This window comes from Chryseobacterium camelliae (assembly GCF_030818575.1).
Lineage (GTDB): Bacteria > Bacteroidota > Bacteroidia > Flavobacteriales > Weeksellaceae > Chryseobacterium > Chryseobacterium camelliae_A.
Genome location: NZ_JAUTAL010000001.1, coordinates 3,916,434 through 3,940,818, shown reverse-complemented (window position 1 = coordinate 3,940,818; position 24,385 = coordinate 3,916,434). Strand labels below are relative to the sequence as shown.

The 24,385-nt window shown below is 36.9% G+C and carries 15 protein-coding genes; 7 read left to right on the top strand and 8 right to left on the bottom strand.

Annotation, left to right across the window (positions count from 1 at the left end):
• Nucleotides 1-9: 9 nt before the first annotated feature.
• The 8 genes from QE404_RS18095 to rimP all read right to left on the bottom strand — a co-directional run bounded on the left by QE404_RS18095 (nt 10) and on the right by rimP (nt 15,928).
• A complete protein-coding gene (locus tag QE404_RS18095; protein WP_307452901.1) occupies nt 10-1,950 on the bottom strand; it encodes a putative porin in 1,941 nt (646 codons plus the stop codon).
• An 88-nt stretch (nt 1,951-2,038) separates the two neighbouring features.
• Nucleotides 2,039-3,505 (bottom strand): RagB/SusD family nutrient uptake outer membrane protein, encoded by a 1,467-nt coding sequence (locus QE404_RS18090; protein ID WP_307452899.1) that lies wholly within the window; start codon nt 3,503-3,505, stop codon nt 2,039-2,041.
• A gap of 14 nt (nt 3,506-3,519) precedes the next feature.
• The gene (locus QE404_RS18085; RefSeq protein WP_307452897.1) at nt 3,520-6,324 is read right to left on the bottom strand and encodes a SusC/RagA family TonB-linked outer membrane protein; all 2,805 of its coding nucleotides are present in this window, start codon (nt 6,322-6,324) and stop codon (nt 3,520-3,522) included.
• 372 nt (nt 6,325-6,696) lie between these two features.
• Nucleotides 6,697-8,055, bottom strand: a complete 1,359-nt coding sequence (locus QE404_RS18080) for a RagB/SusD family nutrient uptake outer membrane protein (RefSeq protein WP_307452895.1) — start codon at nt 8,053-8,055, stop codon at nt 6,697-6,699.
• A 19-nt stretch (nt 8,056-8,074) separates the two neighbouring features.
• On the bottom strand, nt 8,075-10,906 hold the full coding sequence (locus QE404_RS18075) for a SusC/RagA family TonB-linked outer membrane protein (protein ID WP_307452893.1): 2,832 nt from the start codon (nt 10,904-10,906) through the stop codon (nt 8,075-8,077).
• Nucleotides 10,907-11,208: 302 nt separating this feature from the next.
• Nucleotides 11,209-14,133: a translation initiation factor IF-2 gene (gene infB, locus QE404_RS18070; protein WP_307452891.1), complete on the bottom strand. Its 2,925-nt coding sequence runs from the start codon at nt 14,131-14,133 to the stop codon at nt 11,209-11,211.
• 76 nt (nt 14,134-14,209) lie between these two features.
• Nucleotides 14,210-15,445 (bottom strand): transcription termination factor NusA, encoded by a 1,236-nt coding sequence (nusA, locus tag QE404_RS18065; protein WP_307452889.1) that lies wholly within the window; start codon nt 15,443-15,445, stop codon nt 14,210-14,212.
• Nucleotides 15,446-15,460: 15 nt separating this feature from the next.
• Nucleotides 15,461-15,928 carry a ribosome assembly cofactor RimP gene (gene rimP / locus QE404_RS18060; protein WP_307452887.1) on the bottom strand — a complete coding sequence of 156 codons (468 nt, stop codon included), beginning with the start codon at nt 15,926-15,928 and terminating at the stop codon, nt 15,461-15,463.
• A 217-nt stretch (nt 15,929-16,145) separates the two neighbouring features.
• Here rimP and QE404_RS18055 point away from each other — a divergent pair, with 217 nt between their 5' ends.
• From QE404_RS18055 to QE404_RS18025, 7 genes are all read left to right on the top strand, one after another.
• A complete protein-coding gene (locus tag QE404_RS18055) occupies nt 16,146-17,459 on the top strand; it encodes a UDP-glucose dehydrogenase family protein (protein ID WP_307452885.1) in 1,314 nt (437 codons plus the stop codon).
• A 4-nt stretch (nt 17,460-17,463) separates the two neighbouring features.
• On the top strand, nt 17,464-18,543 hold the full coding sequence (gene rfbB / locus QE404_RS18050) for a dTDP-glucose 4,6-dehydratase (protein WP_307452884.1): 1,080 nt from the start codon (nt 17,464-17,466) through the stop codon (nt 18,541-18,543).
• 14 nt (nt 18,544-18,557) lie between these two features.
• Nucleotides 18,558-19,421, top strand: coding sequence for a glucose-1-phosphate thymidylyltransferase RfbA (gene rfbA / locus QE404_RS18045; RefSeq protein WP_307452882.1), 864 nt, complete (start codon nt 18,558-18,560; stop codon nt 19,419-19,421).
• Nucleotides 19,422-19,581: 160 nt separating this feature from the next.
• The gene (locus QE404_RS18040; protein WP_307452880.1) at nt 19,582-20,430 is read left to right on the top strand and encodes an ABC transporter permease; all 849 of its coding nucleotides are present in this window, start codon (nt 19,582-19,584) and stop codon (nt 20,428-20,430) included.
• Between the two features lie 29 nt (nt 20,431-20,459).
• Nucleotides 20,460-21,713 (top strand): ABC transporter ATP-binding protein, encoded by a 1,254-nt coding sequence (locus QE404_RS18035; RefSeq protein WP_307452879.1) that lies wholly within the window; start codon nt 20,460-20,462, stop codon nt 21,711-21,713.
• Nucleotides 21,714-21,897: 184 nt separating this feature from the next.
• Nucleotides 21,898-23,424, top strand: a complete 1,527-nt coding sequence (locus tag QE404_RS18030; protein ID WP_307452878.1) for a hypothetical protein — start codon at nt 21,898-21,900, stop codon at nt 23,422-23,424.
• Nucleotides 23,424-24,380 carry a glycosyltransferase family 2 protein gene (locus QE404_RS18025; protein ID WP_307452876.1) on the top strand — a complete coding sequence of 319 codons (957 nt, stop codon included), beginning with the start codon at nt 23,424-23,426 and terminating at the stop codon, nt 24,378-24,380. Before QE404_RS18030 ends, QE404_RS18025 begins: the two co-directional genes overlap by 1 nt.
• The last annotated feature ends 5 nt before the right edge of the window (nt 24,381-24,385 follow it).

Genomic DNA, 24,385 nt, shown 5'->3' with positions numbered 1-24,385 from the left:
ACAGTAGTTTTAGTTGAACAAATACCATACGATCCCCAGGTTCAGCCTGAAATCATACACCGGATAATGCGGAAATGCGTATGCTTTGTTATGTGAAACGAGTGTGGCTACCTGCTGCCCTTCTATAAAGAAAAACATTTTCTTAACCTTCATATTAAAGTAAACATCCGTAATCGGCTGTCCCCCGATGGAGAACGCACCTGAAGTAGGAAGAATGTATTCATTAAGAATAGGGAAATATTCTCTGGAAGCAAACTTCGAGAAATAATACACTTTGATACCGGTCTGGATTTCCGCTGCATTCTTGAACGCTTTGGTCTGGTAAAATATATTTGCCCTTCCGATGAAGCCCGGCAAAGGCAGAAGGTTTTTATTAGTGAGTACATTCTGGAACTGCAGCCTTGTATTCAGGTGGAACTTTCCGTAATTTACCGTTGCGTCCCCTCCTATCTGCGAGATGTTCACAGAATTATCACTTTGACGTGGAAGAGCATCCTGATCAAAATAGGTATAATTATCTACCCTGAAGTAATTGGCAAATAACTCAGTTTTAAACCATTTCAGGTTTATACTCCCTCCAATTTCCGTAACCGCCTGGTTTTTTGCATCCTGAAGATAATAATTGAATTTCCGGTAGTTGGATGTATTCATAATATAGTTGAAGGACGGATAAGCACTTTGAAAATTTACCTTGGCATTAACAAAATAGTCTTTAATGGGTTCAAAAGAAAGATGGTTTGTCGTCCTGATATAGCTCCCAAACTGGTTTCCCTTTGAAATTTCAAGGAATGAATTGAGCTGTATCTTATCCAAAAGACGGATCTGTAAGTTTCCAACAGCCCCCAAACGGTTTTCTTTCAGTTCAGAAGGAATGGTAAGGTTTGGCAAAACAATTTCTGTAACCCCGAACTTCAGCATCTGATAGCGCAATCCGGCATCCAGTTTAAATTTTTCATTGTCCCAGACTAAACTCACGGTGTTGCTCAGGTTATCCGAATATTTTTTAACCGGCAGCGAACCACCCGGATTTACTAATTGTGAAACATTATTGAACCAGTAAGGCTCCAAAGCATTTTCTGTATAATGATACTTATTTCCCTGATGAGAAATAGTATGCCTGATTTTAAAAGGAATCTTATCTGAATTGAACGGTGCAAACTGATGTGTAAGGTAGTATCTGCGGTAGGAAAACTGGGAACTTGTAGAAGCCAGGTTGACCTGCATATTCTGCCTGTTCCGGGAATCGCTGTTTCCATTCTGGAAGAGGCTGTCCACGGCAATTCCTCCACTTTCCTGGTTGTTCACATTCTGATGGAGGTAATGGGCAAACAATTCATATTTACCGTTCTTTGAAGTATAATGTCCGGAAAATAAAGTATTATTATTCGCTGCAAGGCTGTTCCTGTACATTCCCTGCGAGCGCAATCCCATGTATTCGATAGCAAAATTAAATCGTTTTCCAATATTCTGCGTATAGGTAGACCGAAGCGCAGCCCCATTTTTCATCGCATTATGGTATACAAAAGTAGCGGTAGGTGTTTTCACATCGTAATATTTGATGTCATCCACCCCTAAGATACCGTATGATTTATTAATAGGCATCAAAGCCAGGTTCTGTTCCGGGTTCAATTCATAAGAAAGGGGATTAAAGCCGGCCCCGATATTAGCAACCTGCACCCTGCCGAAATTATCCCTGTTATTATACTGTGAAAAAATATAGGTTTTGTCAAACGTCATTACCGTATCAAAAACTTTTTTCTCCGCAAACTGCTTCTGGTACAAATAATCATTGATGGTAGGTTTAAAGATCTTCAGTGAATCTTTTGTCCCTGAATCAATCACCAAAGTATCTTCCAATTTCTTTTCCAGGGTATTGCTGTCTGTCTTATTAACAACCTGTGCCTGAGCCGTGAAAGTGAAAAATAATATGATGAAAAGTAGATGCTTCATTTATTGCTTTTTGTAGAGCAAAAGTAAGAAATAATGGGGAATAAAAAACCCTGCTTGGAGCAGGGTTTAATTATGTGTTATTTTTTGATTAATAACCAGGGTTTTGTTGGAATGTTGGAGTAATATTAATGGTACTTTGTGGGATTGGCCACTGCCATCTAGTATCACTTGGTAAAATGGTTTGTACTAAGGAAGCTACACCTCCTCCGTCAACATTTGGACCTTCACCTGTTCTCTGCATTGTAAGCCCTTGTCTTTTAAACGTATAGAATCTATCATTTTCAAAAGCAAGTTCTAATCTTCTTTGAAGCATAATTTCATTCCACAGAGCTGTACCTGTTAAAGTTACTGGAACATAAGCACTATACCTTTGCGCTTTCAATGTATTTAATAAGGTGTTAGCTAATGTCTCATTTCCTAATTTAAATGCAGATTCAGCAACATTTAAATAAACTTCAGCTGTTCTTAAATACTTAGGTTCTACTACATTCAAAGGAGTTCCTCCACCTGTATTAAACGCCCATTTAATTACATGATTTCTTTGAACACCTTGGTAAGCAGCTGTTCTAATATAGGCTGTCCTTCTAATATCTGTTGCTGAATATAAAGTATACAAAGATTTTGGCACAACGTACTCAGATCTAATACTTCCACCTGTAGCAGTAGCACCCTGCTGATATGCAACCCCAACTGTTACGTTTTCTTGAGTTGAGTTAAGGATTTTCAAAAGTACACCGTCCGTACTATTTGATGCCCAAATATTTGTAAAATTCCCTATTGTTCCTACACTAGGAGACAATGCAATACTAGAGTTTCCAGCGGCAACAGCATTAGTATAATCACCTTTATACAAATATACTCTTGATAATAATCCATAGATCGCCGCTTTAGAAAACTTCGATTTATCCGTAGGTGCATCTGTAATATTATTAACAGCAAATGTTAGGTCACTGATAATATTATCATATACCTGAGCAACGGTAAGATCCCTTACTTTTGAATTTTCCAATGGATTAAATTCAGTAATATATGGTATACCTAATGATGCATTGGCATCAGCTGACTGTGTAGGTATTTTGCAATAAGCCCTTACTAAATCAAAGTGTGCTGCCGCTCTTACTGCTCTTGCATGAGCCTCAATATTGGTTCGGAAACTCCCAGCAGGAAGGTTATTTATATACTTCAAAGGCATATTTGCTCGTGAAATAACAAAATAAGCTTGCGTAAATAATCCAGTTACGGATCCATTATTAGCAGAAAGAGTCCAGTTATATGCTGTAAAGTTAGAAGATCTTCCTTGCGGGTTATAAATTAAATTATCCGTCAATAAATCAGGAACAATAATTTGATTACCTGTATCAGTAGAAAAATATCCAGATCCCTTTATGGCAGTATAAGCTCCGTTAATTGCCTGTGTAAAATTTGCCTGCGTTGTCATTGCTTGATCAAGAGGAATTTGGGTATATGAAACCTGATCCAACTCTCTGTCACAAGAGGACATTACGCCTAATGTAAACGCACTTAATATTGTTATTTTTATTATCTTGTTTTTCATAATCTTAACTTAATTTAAAATTGTAATTCAACACCAAATGTTACAGTTTTCTGAGTAGGATAAGTGTATAGAGTATACGATCCTGGAACGTCCGTATTTCCTTCTCCAGAACCTACTGCAACCTCAGGATCTCCTTGGAATTTAGTCCACAAAAATAGGTTTTGTGCTTGAGCATAAATTCTTATTGAGCTTAAAGGAATACTTTCTCCTAAGAAATTCTTGTCGAATGTATAACCAACATTTAAGCTTCTGAATCTAATATAATCCGTTTTCTGTAAAAAGTAATCAGTCATCCATATACCGTCTGGATTAGGAGCAGGTAATACATTGGTATCTCCAGGGTTTCTCCAGTAATTTGTTGCATCAGTAGATTTATTGGTATTATACTGAGAAGGATCAAGCCTGTTAAGAGCTTCATTATTTACTGCATATCCACCAAATTTATACGTGAAATCTGCGATAATACTGAAATTTTTGTAAGTAAAAGTTGCTCCAAAACCTCCGAAATATTTAGGATATGGAGATTTGTCTTTGATATCTTGAATATCTGTTGTAGAATAAACGTTCGTAGCTCTACCTCCTGGCAAATCATAGAATGTTTCTCCAGCATTAGCAGTAGTACGGTTTGTATAATACAATGCTTCTCCATTTTGTGGATTCACACCTGCTGATCTTACCATCCTGAAATAATAAGGCATCTCACCAACTTCAAGTTTATTATAGTTTCCTATGTTTCTTGACGTTTCACCTGCTCTTAAAGCTAAGATTTTATTTTTAATATTTGAGTAATTACCTCTTAGTTGGAAAGTCCAATCTTGTGTCCTTAAAACATCGGCTGATAAATCTACTTCTAGACCTTTGTTTTCCAATTCTCCTGCATTATCATACACGGTATAACTACCTTGTACAGTTGCATTTGGAATAGCCTGTAAGAAATCACTTCTTTTATTGATAAAATATTCAACGGATCCTCTGAATCTATTTAAATAGTTAAAATCCACACCAAGGTTTGTAATTTTAACCTTTTCCCACTGTAACTCTTTATTACCTACAGTAGTTGGAACCACAGTAGTGGCACCAGGACCATAAAGACCAAAAGAAACATAAGGTTGGTTTACGTAGTCAGGAAGAGGAGCATCATTCCCGGCAATACCATAAGATGCTCTTAGCTTAAATGCTTTTAGATCTGGAATATCGATGAATGATTCTTTAGCAATGTTCCAAGCAGCACTTGCACTCCAGAAAACTCCAAATTGGTTATCTAAACCAAATCGGGAACTACCGTCTCTTCTGATTGATGCACTTACAAGGTATCTTAAATCATAATTGTAGTCTGCTAATAAAGCTAGGGATGTTCTTCTGGTTTGAACTCTACTACCTGAAACAAGATAAGGTGTAACCATATTACTTAAAATATCTAGCCCAGGTGTTCTGTAATTTCTTCCTGTTGCAGACATCGTATTACTATCTTCTCTATTATACTCAAAAAAAGCAGTTGCAGTAACACTATGTTTACCAAACTTTTTATCAAAATCCAATCTTTGGTTAGCCGTTAAGTAATATAGATCATTATTAGACTGACTCACTTGCCCATTCAACCCTAGGATAGTATCTAAGTATGATCCAGGCTGTAAAATTGATTTACCTTTTAATTGTGCGAAAGTATTATAGAATGACGATCTGAATTTTAACCAATCAGTAAATTTATACTCTCCAAACATATTTCCATTCAGCCTTAAGTTACTGTTGGATGATGTATTTCGTTGTAAAGCTTCAAGAACTGGGAATCCTACTGTGGTTGGATTATAAGATCCATCCTGAAGAAAAACAGGCTCATAAGCATTGGCTGAATACATAAAGTTAAATGGGTTTTGCCCATTATTCAGGTCCCTTTGATTTTGAGTTTGCTGGTATTGTAATGAAGCATTAATTCCTACCCTAATTTTATCGCTTAATTGATTTTCAAAATTAAATCTGGCACTGTATCTTTTTAAAGCATTTAAACTTTGAATAATACCGGAATTACTATCATATCCTAATGAATAATAAAATAAGCTTTTATCAGTACCTCCGCTAGCTGTGAAAAAATATGATTCTTCTCTCGAATTTCTTAAGATATCTTTCTCCCAGTTATGATTAAAAGCAGTTAAACTCGCAACTTCCGCATCAGTATATGGAGTATTTCCTACTAATGGTGCTATAGCATTTTCCCAAGCTAATTTTTGACCTGCATCCATCATTTGGAAATTCATTTCCTTGTCTGGTACTTTCCAAGATGTTCCAAATCTCGATTCGAAGCTATAATTTGTTTTACCTTTTGTACCTCTTTTTGTAGTCACTACAATAACCCCTGCGGCAGCTCTAGAACCATACTGGGCCGTTGCCGCAGCATCTTTAAGAATTACCTGAGACTCAACATCACTAGGATTTAAAGCATTTAACTGAGCAAACGATGAATACTGGCCATCGATAACAACCAATGCTCCTGTATTTGAAAAGTTAGAGAACCCTCTAATTGTAATAGATCCAGCACTTCCTGGCTGACCACTTAAAGTTTGAACAAATACTCCTGGCGCTTTACCTTGCAACATATTTGTCAATGACAAAGTATTAGATTGCTGCTTTAGCTCTTCTCCACCAACAACAGATTGAGCTTGCGTAATTTCATCTGTTTTCTTAGTTCGATAACCAGTAACTACTACTTCTTCAATTTGTTTTTCTCTGTTAGCAGTATCTCTCCTGGTAGTCGTCTGTGCAAAAGCAACTTGTCCTATAAAGAATAATGCTCCAGCACTCAATACACGTAGTTTAACATTCATATTAACAAATTTTAATATTTTTTAATGGGCAAATATGTTAATAAATATTAAGATTGACAAATTTTTCATAATATCTTAGAAAAAAAATCATAATCACAATCCCACAATAATATTTTTCAGAATATGATACCATTATTTAATTTTAGCAAAAACTGAAACAAATAAAAAAAAACACCCAAAACAGACTAATTTAACATTTATATATCAAAAATTTAAAAATTATTTAGAATCATTATAAATTTCAGCCATTATATCTTGCCACACGGAGAGATACACACATTATTTATTATTACATTTTACAAACGTCCAATAAATAAAAAAACCAGAGAAGAAAAAATCTACCCTGGTTTTTTTTATTATTAGTTAATAAAATTAATTATCGTAGCCCGGATTCGAAACAATTAGTGTTCCAGCTATATCAGTTTCTGCCCTTGGAATAGGAAATGCATTCAGCTGTATATTAGTACTTACACCAGCTGGTCTAGGAACCGGATCTCCCCATCTGAATAAATCCCATAACCTTAAACCTTCACCAACAAGCTCCTTAGCCCTTTCCTGTTTTAATATAGACATATTAACGGTTGTTGCTGCGGTAAGACCTCTGTTAGTAATTACTCTATTATAGTAATCTAATGCTGTAGTCAAAGATCCCCCATTCAATTCAGCTTCTACTCCATTAAGCAATACCTCTTCGATTCTAACAATCTTAATATTATCTGTACCCTCCAAATTTGGATATTTGTATATATAATACTCTCCATCAGTTTCTTCAATTATACTTTTTCTAACATCATTATTACTGTAAGAATTATACAATGACGGATCCATAACGACATTTCCATATCCATTATAGTTTTGCATATATCCCCAGGAATCTGTCCCATTAGAACCAGGTACTCCAACTGCCAATTCAAAAATACTGTTATTTTGTTTAGTGGAGCTCCAAGATCCTTTATAAGAAGCTGCAGGAATCACCTGGTATGAATCTGCAATTTCTGATACAAGGGATCTTACTTTCGCATAATCTTTTTTATACAAATAAAATCTGCTCATTAAGGCTTTCACTGCGTTAACACCAAGAAACGTAGGATCAGTAGTACTGATATCATAAGTCTGCATCATGTTAAGACCTTTAATAAAGTCGGCTTCTATCTGAGCTTCATTTTCTGCTACAGTACCTCTGGCCTGCTTTGCTTTAGGATCATATTTTAAAGGAGTAACAATTCCAAGATTTCCACCCGCATATTTCTGTCCATACAGCTTTAAAAGATCAAAGAAAAACATTGCTCTCAGAGCATACGCCTGACCAATATGGTATCTTACCGCATCTTTTTGGGATGCATTGCCTTCTATACCATTAACATCTGTATTAATTAAAATGTTAGCCTTTCCTACAGCGGTATAAATCTGACTATAGGTATCTCTTGCATAGGCATCTGCAGATGTCATTGTATAATTATATACGGTATTGTAATAACCTGCATAGCCATTACTATACATTTCGTCGGATCTTACTTCCGCATATAATCCATAATCTCTTCCATAATATGTTGAAGCTCTCATTGAAGTATACATACCTCTCTCGAAAGATTCAACTTCTGTCAAACTCTTCAATGGAGCTTGCTCAACATCCTGATAAAACTTTGTATCAACAAAATCATCACTACATGATAAAGAAGTTATTGACACACCGACTGCTATAATAGCTGTTTTTATAAGATTTATTTTCATAATATTCTTTTTAATTAGATTAGAACCCAATATTAACACCAATACTGTATGTTTTCATAATTGGTAAGTTTAAGTTTGATGTACCTTCAAGATTAATTTCCGGATCAAGCTTTAATCTATCATCAAATGTATGTGTCCAGATATTGGTACCCATTACATAAATCTGTACTGAATTTAGTCCAGAACCATTTAAAAAGTCTCTGGTAAATGTATAGGAAAGTTTAGCATTTCCTAATCTGATATAATCACTATCATACAAGAATCTTGTTGATGCCTGATTACTTCTTTTATTCCCTCCATAAATAGGCTTCGGATTTGCAGCATTCGGATTATCAGGAGTCCAATAGTCCATCTGATCTGCATAACCAGGATAGTTTGCAGTGTACTGACCATCACTTAATAAATAATTAGCCCAGTCATTATATATCTTTCCACCAAAACCATAGGTAAATTGTGCGTCTAAACCAAAACCTTTGTAAGCCATATTTAAATTAGCACCACCAAATATTTTGCTTAAGAAACTTCCCTGAACAGCCTGCTTGGCATTGTTGTAATTATTTGTAGTCTCTCCGTCAACACCATTTACATACCATAGTGGGTCTCCATTACTAGGATCTACACCTGCCCATTTTCTTAAAAACCAAGTTCTAACACCTTCTCCCACTCTAGTTGTTTGTAAAGCTGTGTTTACAGTCCCTCCATATAATGAAGTTATTTCATTATGCAGGGTACTTAAATTTGCACCTATACTTAAACTGAACTGATCTCTTGATCCTTTTAAGATGTCACCATTTACAGCAAATTCAAATCCTCGGTTTACAAGATCACCAATATTGTCGACATAACTTGATAATCCCTGAGAAGATGAAAGTGGAATATTATACACTAAATCTTCTGTTTTTTTGTTGTAGTAATCTGCTGAAACAGTTAATCTATTCTTGAAAAAACCGAAATCAAATCCTACATTAAAAGGCTTTATAGTCTCCCATTTCAGATTAGGATTATAATATCCGGAATAACTTGCAGCGGCAAGATCACCATAATTGGTAGAATAAGCGTACAGTGCATATGGCAGTGCAGAAATCTGGTTACCAACCTTACCATATGACGCTCTGAATTTTAATGAAGAAATAGCATCTACATTTTTAACAAATTCCAATCTTGCCAAATCAACACCTAAACCTGCAGACCAGAAGTCACCAGCTTTTTGACCAGGCGTAAAATTCGAAAGAACATCTCTTCTGTATGATGCGTCTAATAAAATCAACTTATCGAAATCATAGTGTCCAGTTACAGCATAACCATATCTGCTGTTCTCACTTCTACCTCCTGCTATAGACTGCATTTTAACAAAATTTGTTAATGTTGTCAGGCTAAGAGTACCGATTGATGAAGCTGAAGCTGTAATGTTTCTAAAATCTGATTTGTAAGCTTCCTGAATTGCAGAAAAGTCAAAATTATGTTTTTCAGCCAGTCTAAAGTTATAACTTAATATATTTTGTACGTTAAAATTAAAATATCTTCTTGTACCTGAATTAGCCAAACCATTGTAATTGGTTCCATCTCCATGAACAGGGCTGGAATATTCATCTTCTTCTATGTTAATGAATTCAGGTGCAAAAACGAATCTATATTTCAAATTTTTAAGAATATCATATTCAGCATATAAGCTACCAAATATCCTTGCTGTTTTTCCTGTCCTCGAGTTCAACTCAAGAAGCGCAGCATTATTAAATAACCCGTTGGACATTCTTCCATTTGGCCCCCAATAATAACTTCCATCAGGATTGTAAACCGGATCTGTTGGCCTTAAAAAATACTCACCTAAGATAGGGTTTGCAAATCCTCCTCCATTCGCTAATGTGCTTATCTTACTGTAAGAAAACTGTAGATTAGTCCCAAATCTGAGTTTATCTGTTGCTTTTACATCTAATTTATTTGTGAATGTTAACCTATTGAAGTAAGAATTTTTAACAATACTATTCTGATCAAAATAATTTACTGATGTGTAGTAGGATATTTGGTCACTTCCTCCTGATACACTTACATCAGCATTTTGCACATAAGCTCCTGAACGAGAAAGCTCTTTTCTCCAATCCGTATTTCCCCCCAGAGTATATATTGACGCTATCCCTTCTCCAAGAGCACCATCTGCAAGTTGAGCCATTGTATTGTCAATAGTTCCTAATGATGGATATCTATTTAAAACGCCTACTGCCGTTAATTGCTTATATTGATCTGCATTAAGCCCTCTGTATCCTTCAATAGCGCGGTCACTGACACCATGGTTAAAACTCACATTAAATCTTGGCTTACCTTTTTTACCAGATTTTGTTGTGATGATGATAACTCCAGCTCCTGCATCAGCACCATAAACAGCTGTTGATACCGCATCTTTTAGAACTGTTAAACTTTCAATGTCATCAGGATTTAAGTTCGCCAATATATTTGCAGTGGTACTATTACCCGTTAAATCCCCAGATGCTACTCGAACACCATCTACAATATAAATGGGAGAAACCCCACCATTAATTGAGGCTACCCCTCTTACTCGTACAGCGGCAAATCCTCCTGGCTGTCCGGATGAAGAACCTGTCTGAACTCCGGTAACTCTACCTTGAAGCATTTTATCTACAGAAGCCACCGGAATATCTTCAATCGCTTTTGCTTTCATGGTAGATGTAGAGCCGGTAATTTCCTGAACTGCCCTCTTTTGGCCAAACCCAACCATTACCACCTCTTCAATCTGAGCTTCCTTGGCTATGGTATCATTCTTCGTAGTCTGTGCAAAAGTAGTCTGTCCTAAAAAAAACAAAACTCCTGCACTTAACACTTTTAGTTTAACATTCATATTAACAAATTTTAATATTTAAGCAGCAAATATGTTAATTATTCTCAACACAGCCAAGCTTCAACTTTTGCGTCTATAGCGTTATAAGTTGTTTGCTGCCATGTAATTTTAAAATAAAAACCATCATTATTGCCAATTTTATCATAAAAATGATTCAAACAATAGGGATTTAAAATGATAACAAACAAATGTTTAAATAAATTAAACAAACATTTGAGTTAATTTAGAAGCATTATAAATTACACTATGAAACAAAAAAATCCCGCTTATTTCAAGCGGGACAATTATCTAAATAAAGTATACTATTTTAATTTCTTCTTCACAGCAACCTCTTCATACACTTCCAGGATATCTCCAACTTCAATATCATTGTATCCTTTCAAGTTCAGACCACATTCGTAACCTTTTGTAACTTCTTTAACGTCATCCTTGAAACGCTTTAAGCTTTCCAGTTCCCCGTCAAATTTCACAATACCGTCGCGAAGCACCCTGATTTTTGAATTTCTGGCAACTTTTCCTGAAAGAACCATACATCCGGCAATCGTTCCGACTTTGGAGATTTTAAACACCTCTCTGATCTCAACATTACCGATAACCTGTTCTTTAATTTCAGGAGAAAGCATTCCTTCCATTGCTTCTTTCACTTCTTCGATAGCGGCATAAATTACAGAATAAGTTCTGATCTCTATTTCCTCCCTGTCTGCAAGTTCTCTAGCATTACCTCCGGCTCTCACGTTGAAACCAATGATAATGGCATCTGAAGCAGCGGCAAGGTTAACATCTGATTCCGTAATTGGACCAACACCTTTATGCAGTATATTAACGTTGATTTCCGCAGTAGAAAGTCTCTGTAACTGATCTGACAATGCTTCTACCGAACCATCCACATCACCTTTTAGGATGATATTAAGCTCTTTGAAGTCACCAAGAGCAATCCTTCTTCCCAATTCCTCAAGCGTTGTATGCTTTTTAGTCCTGATTGAAAGTTCACGTTGAAGCTGCTCTCTCTTATTGGCAATAGATTTTGCTTCACTTTCATCTTCATATACCTTGAACTTGTCACCGGCAGTCGGAGCACCGTCAAGGCCTAAAATCGTTACCGGAATAGAAGGTCCAGCCTCAGCAAGGTTTTTACCTCTTTCATCCAGCATAGCTTTCACTTTACCATGGTTTTTACCTGCCAATACATAATCCCCTACACGTAGAGTACCTGATTGCACCAACATGGTAGAAACATATCCTCTTCCTTTATCCAATGAAGCTTCAATAACTACTCCCTGGGCATTTCTGTCCGGATTTGCTTTTAGCTCCAATAATTCTGCCTGAAGCAAAACTTTTTCTAATAACAGGTCAACGTTGTTACCGAATTTAGCAGAAATCTCCTGGGATTGTACATTTCCTCCCCATTCTTCCACTAAAATGTTCATTCCTGAAAGCTGCTGACGGATGTTATCCGGATTAGCATTCGGTTTATCAACCTTGTTTAAGGCAATGATCATCGGTACACCTGCCGCCTGAGCGTGCGAAATAGCTTCTTTAGTCTGAGGCATCACATCATCATCTGCTGCAATTACAATAATGGCAATATCGGTGATCTGTGCTCCTCTTGCCCTCATCGCGGTAAATGCTTCGTGACCTGGTGTATCGAGGAATGTAATTCTCTGTCCGTTTTCAAGTTTCACGTTGTAAGCCCCGATATGCTGGGTGATACCTCCTGATTCGCCGGCGATAACGTTGGTCTTTCTGACATAATCCAGCAAAGACGTTTTACCATGGTCTACGTGTCCCATAACAGTCACGATCGGTGCTCGTGGTACAAGATCTTCTTCACTGTCAACGATCTCTTCTGTTTCAGAATCTTCAAGATCAGCATCAGAGAATTCAATCTTGTATCCGAATTCATCTGCTACCAACAATAAGGTATCCGCTTCCAGCCTTTGGTTCATCGTAACCATAACTCCTAAAGAGAAACATGCAGAAATCACTTCAGTCGGGGAAACATTCATTAAACTGGCCAATTCACCTACGGTAATGAATTCCGTAACTTTCAGTGTTCTGTCCTGAGCTTCCAGCTCCTGCTGACGCTCATCCTGCTCTCTACGGAAGGTCCTTTTGTCTTTCCTGTGCTTGGAAGATTTAGATTTACCTCCTTTATTAGTCAGTTTTTCAAGGGTTTCCTTGATCTGGTTCTTAACCTGCTCATCTGTAAGCTCAACAGGCATTACCCTTTGGCCCGGACGATTATTCTGGCCTCCTTTTTTGAAGCCGCCACCCTGACCTTGCGGACGGTTGCCCTGATTGTTTCCAAAACGGTTTCCACCTTGGCCACCCTGTCCCGGTGGACGGTTTCCAGGTCCGCCGTTTTGCCCCTGAGGCCTGTTATTTCCTCCCTGGCCTTGCGGACGGTTGCCCTGATTGTTATTGCCACCCTGTGTATTCCCAGTATTAGGCTGGTTAGACCCTGGCTTTTCAATTCTTTTCCTCTTCTTTTTCGCTCCTGCACCTTTCGACTTATCAGCAAACTGGCTTAGGTCAATCTTTTCTCCAACGATTTTCGGTCCGTCAAGCTTCTGATATACGGTCTCAATCTTCTGAGGTTCCTGAGATTCAGGTTCCGCTGCCGGTTGTTCAGGTTTAGTATCCGCAGGAGCCTGAACAGGCTCTGCTTTCGGACTTTCTTTTACAGGTTGTTCAGCCGGTTTTTCTTCTGCCTTCTTCTCTTCCACTTTCGGCTTATCTTTTTTAACGGGTCTGTTTCTGGATTCGATCTGGGAAAGATCTATCTTGTCCAGAACTTTAAATTCCTGTTTTTCAGGAGCAGGTTTATGGTCAGAAACAGGTTCAACTTCTTTTTTCTCTTCCACTGCAGGAGTGGAGAAATCCGCCGGAGCCTCTTCAGCCTCAGGCTTTTTAGGATCAAGATCTATTTTTCCAAGAACCTTTGTTTCCGGTTTTATATTAGCTTTAGCTCTTATTACTTCAGGGGTCTTTTTCTCCTCAATTTCCAGTTTTTCTTCCGGAACTTTGGTGATAACCACCTCATGGGAAGCTTTACGTTGCTCGCCGTCCTTGGCAAACTCAGCCTCCAATGCAGAATATGCCGCTTCTTCTAATTGAGCGTTAGGATTACTTTCAACCACGAAGCCCCTGGACTGTAAAAATTCTACTAACCTGGACATCGAAATATTGAATTCCTTAACCGCTTTATTTAATCTAATTTTTGGCATCTATTATTTTACTGTTTTTTAATCCTTAAAATTAAAGTATTTCTTTTTTACTAATTATTAAAATTTATTTAAAATCTTAATCTTCAAATTCTTCCCTAAGAATACGTTTCACTTCTTCAATGGTTTCTTCTTCCAGATCCACCATATTCAGCAGGCTTTCGGTATCTTTATCCAATACAGATTTAGCAGTAGTAAGCCCTACTTTTCTGAACTCTTCCAATACCCATTCTTCAATATCGTCATTGAATTCTTTCAATTCAACGTCATCGTCCTCACTGGATTCTCTGTGCACATCAATCTCATAACCTGTCAACCAAGAAGCAAGTCTGATATTCTGTCCCTGTTTTCCAATCACTTTAGAAATCTCCTCTACCGGTGTGTATACCAAGGCATAATTTCCATTACTGCTGATATCAATTTTATTGATGGTTACATTCCCTAAAGCCCTTTTCACAAGAATTTCAGGATTTTTAGACCATTGGATGACATCAATGTTTTCATTTCTCAATTCTCTTACCACACCATGGATTCTTGAACCTTTCACTCCTACGCATGCCCCTACAGGATCAATTCTGTCATCATAGGCATCCACTGCGATTTTCGCTTTCTCTCCCGGAATCCTCACAACTTTTTTAAGCATAATGGTTCCGTCCTGGATTTCCGGAATTTCTAGCTCCAGAAGTTTTTCCAAAAATTTAGGTGCCGTTCTGGAAATGATAATCTGTGGTTTGGATCCTTTAAAATCAACCGTTTCTACAATAGCTCTGATATTCTCTCCTTTTTTAAAGAAATCGGAAGGGATCTGATTTTCTTTAGGCAAAATGAACTCATTCCCTTCATCATCCAGCAAAATAACATGCTTGTGGCGGATATGATGGATTTCACCAACAACAATCTCGCCAATCCTGTCTTTGAACTGTTCGTATAGCATCGCATTGTTGTGTTCCTGAAGTTTTGTAGCCAGAATCTGCTTCAGCGTAAGGATATTTCTTCTCCCCAGCTGGGCCACAGGAATTTCCATTGTAAAATCTTCCCCAACTTCAAATGTAGGATCTATCTTCTTGGCTTCAGAGATTTCAATTTCCAGGTCATCATCTTCAGACATTTCATCTTCCACAATGGTTTTGTTCAGGAAAATCTGAAAATCTCCCTTATCAGGATTTACAATAACATCAAAGTGATCGTCTGAGTCAAATCTTTTTCTCAAAAGAGTTTTCAGTGAATCTTCAATAATCGCCATAAGATCAATCTTACTGATCCCCTTTTCGTCTTTGAAATCACCAAAGGATTCAATCAACGCTATATTATCCATTTATTTTTTTTCTTTTTAAAATTTAATTATTACCAATGATTTTTTTATTTCAGTGTAAGGAATTTCTTTCTCTTCCTCCACATCCACTTTCCCTTTACCTATTTCTTTAGGTTTCCTGTAACGCAGGATGAGCGTGATCTTTTCATCATCCACCCTGGCAAGCTCTCCTTCAATTTTAGAAGAATCGTTGAGTAAAACTTCAATTTCTCTTCCTATGTTTTTCTGATATTGCCTCGGTATAGCCAAAGGCTCACTTAATCCCGCAGACATTACCTGAAGACTGAAATCATGTTCCTCACGGTCCATATTAAATTCTATGGCTCTGCTTGCATCCAGACAATCCTGAAGGGAAACCCCATGGTCTCCATCCAGAATCACGGTAACATCATCCCCGGCAGAAATCTTAAGATCAATAAGAAACAGATCTTCTCTGTTTTCAAGGAATTCGTTTAATAATTCTTCAATTCTTTTTCTAAACTCCATATAGTACTATAATGATGATTTACTGTACGAAAAAAGGCTTTCTTCCGAAGGCCTTCCCATTTTTTTCCGTAAATCCAATGCAAATATACGCATTTTTTATAAAAAAGCAAAATATCTTATTATCAGATCAATAAGTTAAGTTTTGTTTATTCAAATTTAAGGATGTATGAAAGTATTTTTATTACTTTTGTCACTGGATTTTTAAAAACAATACATTTTGAATATAACGATTGTAGGAACAGGTTATGTAGGATTAGTCACCGGGACTACTCTTGCCGAGCTTGGCAATTCAGTATACTGTGTTGATATTGATGAAAAGAAAGTAGAGGGTATGAAAAACGGCATTGTTCCCATTTATGAGCCGAACCTCGAAGAAATGTTCCTGAGAAATATTCAGGCAGAGAGACTATTCTTTACAACAGATCTAAAGAAAGCTCTTGACAAAAGTGAAGTCGTTTACCTCGCATTGCCCACTCCTCCCGGAGAGGATGGTTCTGCAGATCTTTCTTATGTACTTCGCGTAGCCCATGACATCGGTGAAATGATGACGGATTATAAAGTCATTGTGAATAAAAGTACAGTTCCTGTAGGAACGGCTGACCGGGTAAGAGAAGTCATCGCTTCAAAAACCGACATCCCATTTGACGTGGTTTCAAACCCTGAATTTTTACGTGAAGGGTTTGCTGTAGAGGATTCCATGAATCCCTCTAGAGTGGTTGTGGGGGCAAGTTCGGAGAAGGCTAAAAATATAATGGCAACAATTTATCAGCCATTTACCAATACGGGGATTCCGATTATTTTCATGGATGAAAAATCTTCCGAGCTCACCAAATACGCCGCTAATTCATTTCTGGCAGTAAAGATCACCTTTATGAACGAAATTGCCAATTATTGTGAAAAAGTAGGCGCTGATGTGGATAAAGTAAGATTGGGGATGGGAAGTGATGACCGGATTGGACATCGTTTCCTTTTTCCTGGAATCGGATACGGCGGAAGCTGTTTTCCCAAAGACGTTAAGGCACTGATCAATTCTGGCAAACAGGATGACTTTGAATTTCAGATTTTAAAGGCCACCGAAAATGTAAATTCCCATCAGAAAGTGATCCTAGTATCTGAAATTGAAAATTATTTCGGCGGAAGTATTGAAGGAAAAACCATTGCTATATGGGGGCTGGCTTTTAAAGCCAATACCGATGACATCCGTGAGGCATCCTCATTGGACAATATAAGACTTCTACTGGAAAAGGGAGCCCGCATCGTAGCTTATGATGCTGTAGCCGAAAATAATGTCAGGAAAATCCTGGGCGATAAAATACAGTATGCTAAAAGCATGTATGAAGCTCTGGATGGCGCGGATGCTCTTCTTATTGCTACGGAATGGTCTGAATTTAAAAATCCTAACTTTGAGCTAATGGCTAAAAGGATGAACAGTAAAACGATATTCGACGGCAGAAATATGTATCCTCTGGATATTCCTGCACAGAATGGATTTTATTATAAAAGTATAGGCAGAAAAACGATTGTAAATTAATCAGATGAAAAATATTATTATAACCGGAGGTGCCGGATTCATAGGATCTCATGTGGTAAGGGAGTTTGTAAGGAATAATCCTGATGTTAAAATTATTAATCTTGATGCGCTTACTTATGCCGGTAATCTTGAAAATCTGAAGGATATTGAAAATGAGCCTAATTATGTTTTTGAAAAGGCAGATATCACAATACCTGAAGAATTAAGAGCCGTATTTGAAAAATATAATCCTGATGCAGTAGTCCACCTTGCTGCAGAAAGCCATGTAGACCGGAGCATAACCAATCCTATGGCATTTATCAATACTAATGTAAATGGTACAGCCAACCTATTGAACCTTTGCAAAGAGTTCTGGACACTGAACCCGGATCATACCCACGGAAGATTTCCTGAAGAAAAGAGAACCAATCTCTTCTACCATGTTTCTACAGATGAAGTATACGGAAGTTTGGGTGAAACCGGTTTCTTTTTGGAGACTACGGCATATGATCCACAATCCCCGTATTCTGCATCAAAGGCGGCTTCGGATCATCTGGTAAGAGCCTATGGCAATACGTACGGAATGCCTTTTATCATTTCAAACTGTTCAAATAATTACGGGCCAAACCACTTCCCTGAAAAGCTGATTCCGCTTTGTATCTCCAATATTATTAACGAAAGACCTCTACCCATTTATGGTGACGGTAAATATACGAGAGACTGGCTGTTCGTAATCGATCATGCAAGAGCGATCCATCAGATTTTTAATGAATCTAAAACAGGCGAAACCTATAATATCGGTGGTTTTAATGAATGGCAGAATATAGATCTCGTTAAGGAACTGATTAAACAAATGGATGCAAAGCTTGGCAGACCGGAAGGATATTCAGAAAAGCTGATTGCATTTGTAAAGGACAGACCGGGACACGACAAACGCTACGCTATTGATGCCAACAAGCTGAACAAAGACCTAGGATGGAAGCCTTCTGTAACTTTTGAGGAAGGATTAGGAAAAACCATAGACTGGTACCTGGAGAACCAGGAATGGCTGGAGCATGTGACCAGCGGTGACTACCAGAAATATTATGAAAACCAATACCACTAAATAAACACACAAGGATGAAAGGTATAATTTTAGCCGGAGGTTCCGGAACCCGACTGTACCCTCTTACCATAGCCGTAAGCAAACAGCTGATGCCTATTTATGACAAGCCGATGATCTATTATCCGCTTTCAACGTTATTACTGGCGGGCATCAAGGATATTCTGATCATTACCACACCTCACGATCAGGAGGGTTTTGTAAAGCTGTTGGGCGATGGTTCTCAGATCGGCTGCCATATAGAATATGTAGTTCAGCCCAGCCCGGACGGATTAGCACAGGCTTTTATCCTGGGTGAGCAGTTTATCGGAAACGATGCCGCTGCTCTTGTCTTGGGTGACAATATCTTTTATGGTTCTGAAATGGGCACATTGCTTAAAAACAAGACCAATCCGGACGGCGGTGTTGTTTTTGCCTACCATGTTTCAGACCCTGAACGGTATGGTGTAGTTGAATTTGATGAAGATCATAAAGCGGTTTCCATAGAAGAGAAGCCTACAACTCCAAAATCAAACTACGCGGTACCAGGCCTATATTTTTATGATAATGAAGTAGTTAACATAGCCAAAAACATTCAACCTTCTGCGAGAGGTGAGCTTGAAATTACAGACGTAAACAATGTATATCTGAAAAAAGGCAAGCTGGAAGTAGGCGTTCTGGACAGAGGAACTGCCTGGCTGGATACAGGCACTTTTGATTCCCTGAATGATGCTTCTGAATTTGTACGGGTCATCGAAAAAAGGCAGGGATTCAAGATTGGATGTATCGAAGAAATTGCCTTCAGGAATAAATTTATTAATGAAGAAAAACTGCTTGAAACTGCTGTAAAATATGGCAAAAGCGGGTATGGCGAGTACCTTAAACAACTGGTTTACAAATAATTTAACTATACAATCATTGACCTTATGGCTAATGATTTTTGTTTATAGCAGCAAAATCAATATATTAGTTGTTAGCTTCTTATTTTATGTGGACAGTATTTAATAATAGACTAACCATGGATAAATTAGATCGTACAAATTTGAATTAAACTTAACACAAATGAATGAACCACAACAAAAGTGGACCGAAACTATTGAGACCCACCATTCTTTATTAGATCTGAAACTCAAAGAAGTCTGGCGGTATAAAGATCTGATCTACATGTTTGTAAAGAGAGACTTTATATCAAGCTTTAAGCAGACGATTTTAGGGCCAATTTGGTTTTTTGTTAATCCTATTTTAACGACAATTGTTTATCTTATTGTTTTTGGAAAAATCGCAAATCTTTCTACGGACGGAACTCCGCCAATCCTTTTTTATCTTGCAGGCGTGACGCTTTGGAATTATTTCTCATCCTGTCTATTAGGAACCTCTTCTACATTCGTAGGAAACGCGAATATGTTCGGCAAAGTATATTTCCCAAGGCTGGTAACGCCTATATCTATTGTCATTTCTAATCTTATGCGCTTAGGAGTGCAATTTTTACTTTTTATTCTCGGCTGGTTATATTATTTTTCAAAAGGAGAAGTTAAACCCAATATATGGATATTGGCCACTCCTTTTTTAATATTCTTAATGGCAGTCTTCGCTTTAGGAGTAGGGATGATCTTTTCATCGCTTACTACAAAATATAAAGATCTAACGATGCTTCTTGGATTCGGAGTAAGTTTATATATGTATGCAACACCGGTAATATATCCTACATCAGCTTTACCTGGCATTTTCAGAAAACTTTCATTTTACAATCCTCTCACGGGTATCTTCGAATGTTTTAAATACGCTTGGTTTGGTGCAGGTGATTTCTCTCCGTTGATGCTGGGCATCAGTTCAGCTATCATCTTTTTGCTATTCATGGTAGGTATCGTAATCTTCAATAAGATTGAAAAATCTTTTATGGATACTGTTTAAAAATTTATATAATCCTCTAAAAATACAATATGCTGGCTTTAAAAGCAGAAAATATATCCAAACAATACCGTCTAGGCCAGGTCGGAACAGGAACTTTATCCCATGACCTTAACAGGTTCTGGTATAAAATCAGAGGAAAAGAAGATCCTTATCTGAAAATTGGCGAAGCAAATGACAGAACCCAAAAAGGAACTTCAGAATATGTGTGGTCGCTCCGTGATATCAATTTTGAAATTCGGCAAGGTGATGCTGTCGGAATTATCGGAAGAAACGGAGCCGGAAAGTCTACACTTCTTAAACTTTTGAGTAAAGTAACAAAGCCAACTACCGGAAAGATTTACACCAATGGAAGAATTGCATCTTTGCTGGAAGTAGGAACGGGTTTTCATCCTGAAATGACAGGCCGTGAAAATGTATTTTTAAATGGTGCAATTCTGGGAATGACGCGTAAAGAAATTGCCAGAAAATTTGATGAAATTGTAGCCTTTTCCGGTGTAGAAAGATACATTGACACCCCTGTAAAAAGATATTCCTCAGGAATGTATGTACGTCTGGCATTTGCCGTAGCAGCTCACCTTGAATCCGAAATCCTTATTGTGGATGAGGTTCTGGCAGTAGGTGATGCTGAGTTCCAGAAAAAATGTCTGGGAAAAATGGGAGACGTTACTAAGGGAGAAGGAAGGACAATTCTTTTTGTAAGCCATAATATGACAGCCATAAAAGAACTATGCAATACAGGTATCTTGCTTAATCAGGGGCAATTAACGTACAGCGGAAATATTTTGGATACTATAGTAGAATATCAGAAAAATTCTGAGATCCTGAGCAGATACATGCATGAGGGTCCTATAGAAACAGCAATGGGTAATGAAAATATAAGAATACTGGAATTTTCTGCTGTCCCAACCCGTGGAAAATTAATAGACATTGAATCCGGAATATCAGTAAGATTAAGATTTATGAATTACAGGGCCGGAATAAACTTAGACGCCACATTTGAGCTCAGAACTTATGAAGAAGTCCCTGTATTTCATACGGGAACACTAATCACAACAGATAATGATTCTGAAGCTAAAGAATACTGTGTAGAATTTGAGCTTCCTAAACATTTCCTGAATGCAGGAAATTATTATTTTAAATTAATTTTCGGCGAAGACCAGCGGATACCCTTATATGTTGTGCCTAATATCATTGGCTTTGAAGTAGAAAATGTAAAGCTTGGTAAAAACATTAGTATTCTACCAGGCATTATCAGGCCGGATCTGGATTTTAAAGTGTTTTAATATGATTTCAAGAATAATTAATCTTCCAAAAATTTAGCTGATTATCGAAAAGATTAACAAAGTGGTATTAAACTAACCGATAACTCCTGTTATGACAAATGACAACGTTCAGAGAATTATTGATTGTTTAAACCAACTTCAATAATTTTTAAGCTCAGTTCTCCATACCTAGTTAAAAAGTTATATGGAAAAAAATATCGATAAAAATATACATTCTAATAAGATTTATTTCGAATCCTCTGTCGTTACAGCCCAACGTTTATTTGATGAAGGCTTGTATGAAGACTGTATAAATTTTATTGAAAAAACAGCTTCTTTCGGTTGGTTTAACTTTTCGGGGTATTATAAGAGTGAATCTTTGGAAATACTACTGTCTGAAATTCAGAAAAAAATTATCGTCAGCCCACCTCTTCACAAAAAAAAGAGTAAAACGGGTAAAATATTACAAATCTGTTCAAAAGTTTATACTTCAGGTGGACACTCAAAGCTTTTGTATAACTGGATAAAGAATGACAATACTAAAAAGCACACTATTCTAAGTACCAGACTTTCTGAGGAAGAACTTAAAGCTGTCAGCGAGTTTTATATTGATTCTCCTTCAAACTTATTACAAATCAGTGTGAAATCCTCTTCAAAAATAGAATCAATACACCTTCTAAATGAGCAACCGCTAAATGAATATGACATGATTGTTCTTCATGTCCATCCAGATGAAGTAATTACAAATATTGTATTATCTCAAAAATACATACAAACACCTGTATTTTTTGTTAATCATGCCGACCATGTTTTCTGGCTCGGAACTTCTATTTCAGATATCATTTTACAAATCCGGGAATCCAATATACCTCTTGATATGGAAAGGAGAGGAATTTCATTGGAGAGACAGTTTTTTTTTCCTATACCGGTAGAAAATACCTTTAATATCGAAGAATGTAAAGAAAATACTGGTAAATTCATTCAGCTATTAAGCACCGGAACTGCATATAAATATAATCCTAATGATTCTCATAACTTTCTTAGAGAAGCATATAAGATTGTAGAAGAGAATCCTGAAGTCATATTCAATATTGTAGGAATCGATCAAGATTCTGAGTATGCTGCAAAGTACAAACATGCCAGAATTGTTTTACATGGAATTTTGCCAGCTTCACAATTAGCTGAAATTGAAAAAAGAGCGGATATTTACGTGGAGGGTTTTCCAATGGCGTCTTTTACGGCACTGTTGCAGACCGCATTGCGTAAAGTACCGTTTGTTCTTCATTACCGACCTTTACCTTTATTTAAGCTTTTTAATGACAATAAAGATCACCATGTAATTTATCCTGAAAATCTTGAAGAATGGCATAATGAAGTAAATAAACTTATTCATGATAAAAATTACAGGAAAGAGGTAAGTGATATACAATATCAATATATTCTAAATAATTTCAGCCTGCAGGTCTGGAAATCCCGGGTTCAGAAATTATATGATACTGCAAATAATATAGCTCATCGTATTTGGTCATCTAGTTCAGATAGATATTATGACGGGGATAATGAAAAATTGCTGGTGACTATTGATCGGAGAACATTTTCTCATTACAGCTTTACAGAAAGAATGTCATTAAAGGGAAAATATTTCGTATATAAAACATCCAGGTTTAAAAATAAAAATATACATTATTTTTCAAGTAAAAAGCAACTGTTAAACTACTTTTTGAAAAAATAATGGATACTGATATCACTATTAAGCGCAGTAATAACGAAACTCAACATAAGTTGGCCCTCGTTATCCCATATTATAAAATAGATTTCTTTGAAAAGACAATTCAGTCTGTTGCATCACAAAGCAATAGGGATTTTGCACTCTACATCGGAAACGATGCCAGCCCCGATGATCCTCTTCCCGTTATAGAAAAATATTTTTCTCCGGAAGACTACCAATATTTCAATTATACAGATAATTTAGGAGGCAAGAACCTGGCTCTACAATGGGAAAGAATACTGGATCATGTGAAAGAAGACTGGTTTCAGATTTTAGGTGATGATGATATGATCGCTGAAAATTTCGTAGAAGAGTTTTATAAAGCTGTTCCGGAATCTGAAACAAACAATATCAGCGTACTGAAATTTGTTTATGATTGGATCGATGAAAATGACCAAGATATGGAAACTTTTGACTATAGAGTGAAACATTTGAATCCTATAGATTTTACAATACAAAAATACAGGGGACTGGTAAGAAGCAGCCTATCGGAGAATATATTCCGTACGAAAATGTATCATAAGCATCGCTTTGAAAAAATCCCTCTTGCCTGGGGAAGTGATGACCTTGCCTTACTTGCGTTTTCCGGCTATCGAGATATCCTGTATATTAGGAGCTCTAAAGTTAAAGTGCGTATTTCAAATAACAGTATTTCAGGCACCGAAACAATGGATGGACAAAAAAGCTATGCTTATAATATTTTCAGGGAAAAATTAATTACCCGACATTCAAAACATTTTCCAGATCTTTTCATGGAGCAGGTTATTACAGACTATCTGAGTTACTGCCACATGAATAAGCATCAGGCCAATTATGGTGTTGCACTCTATTATCTGAAACATTTTCATATAAAGAGTTTTCTCAAAAATATCAAAAAAATATACTATATAAATAAAATTTATACCACAACACTGAGATAAATTAT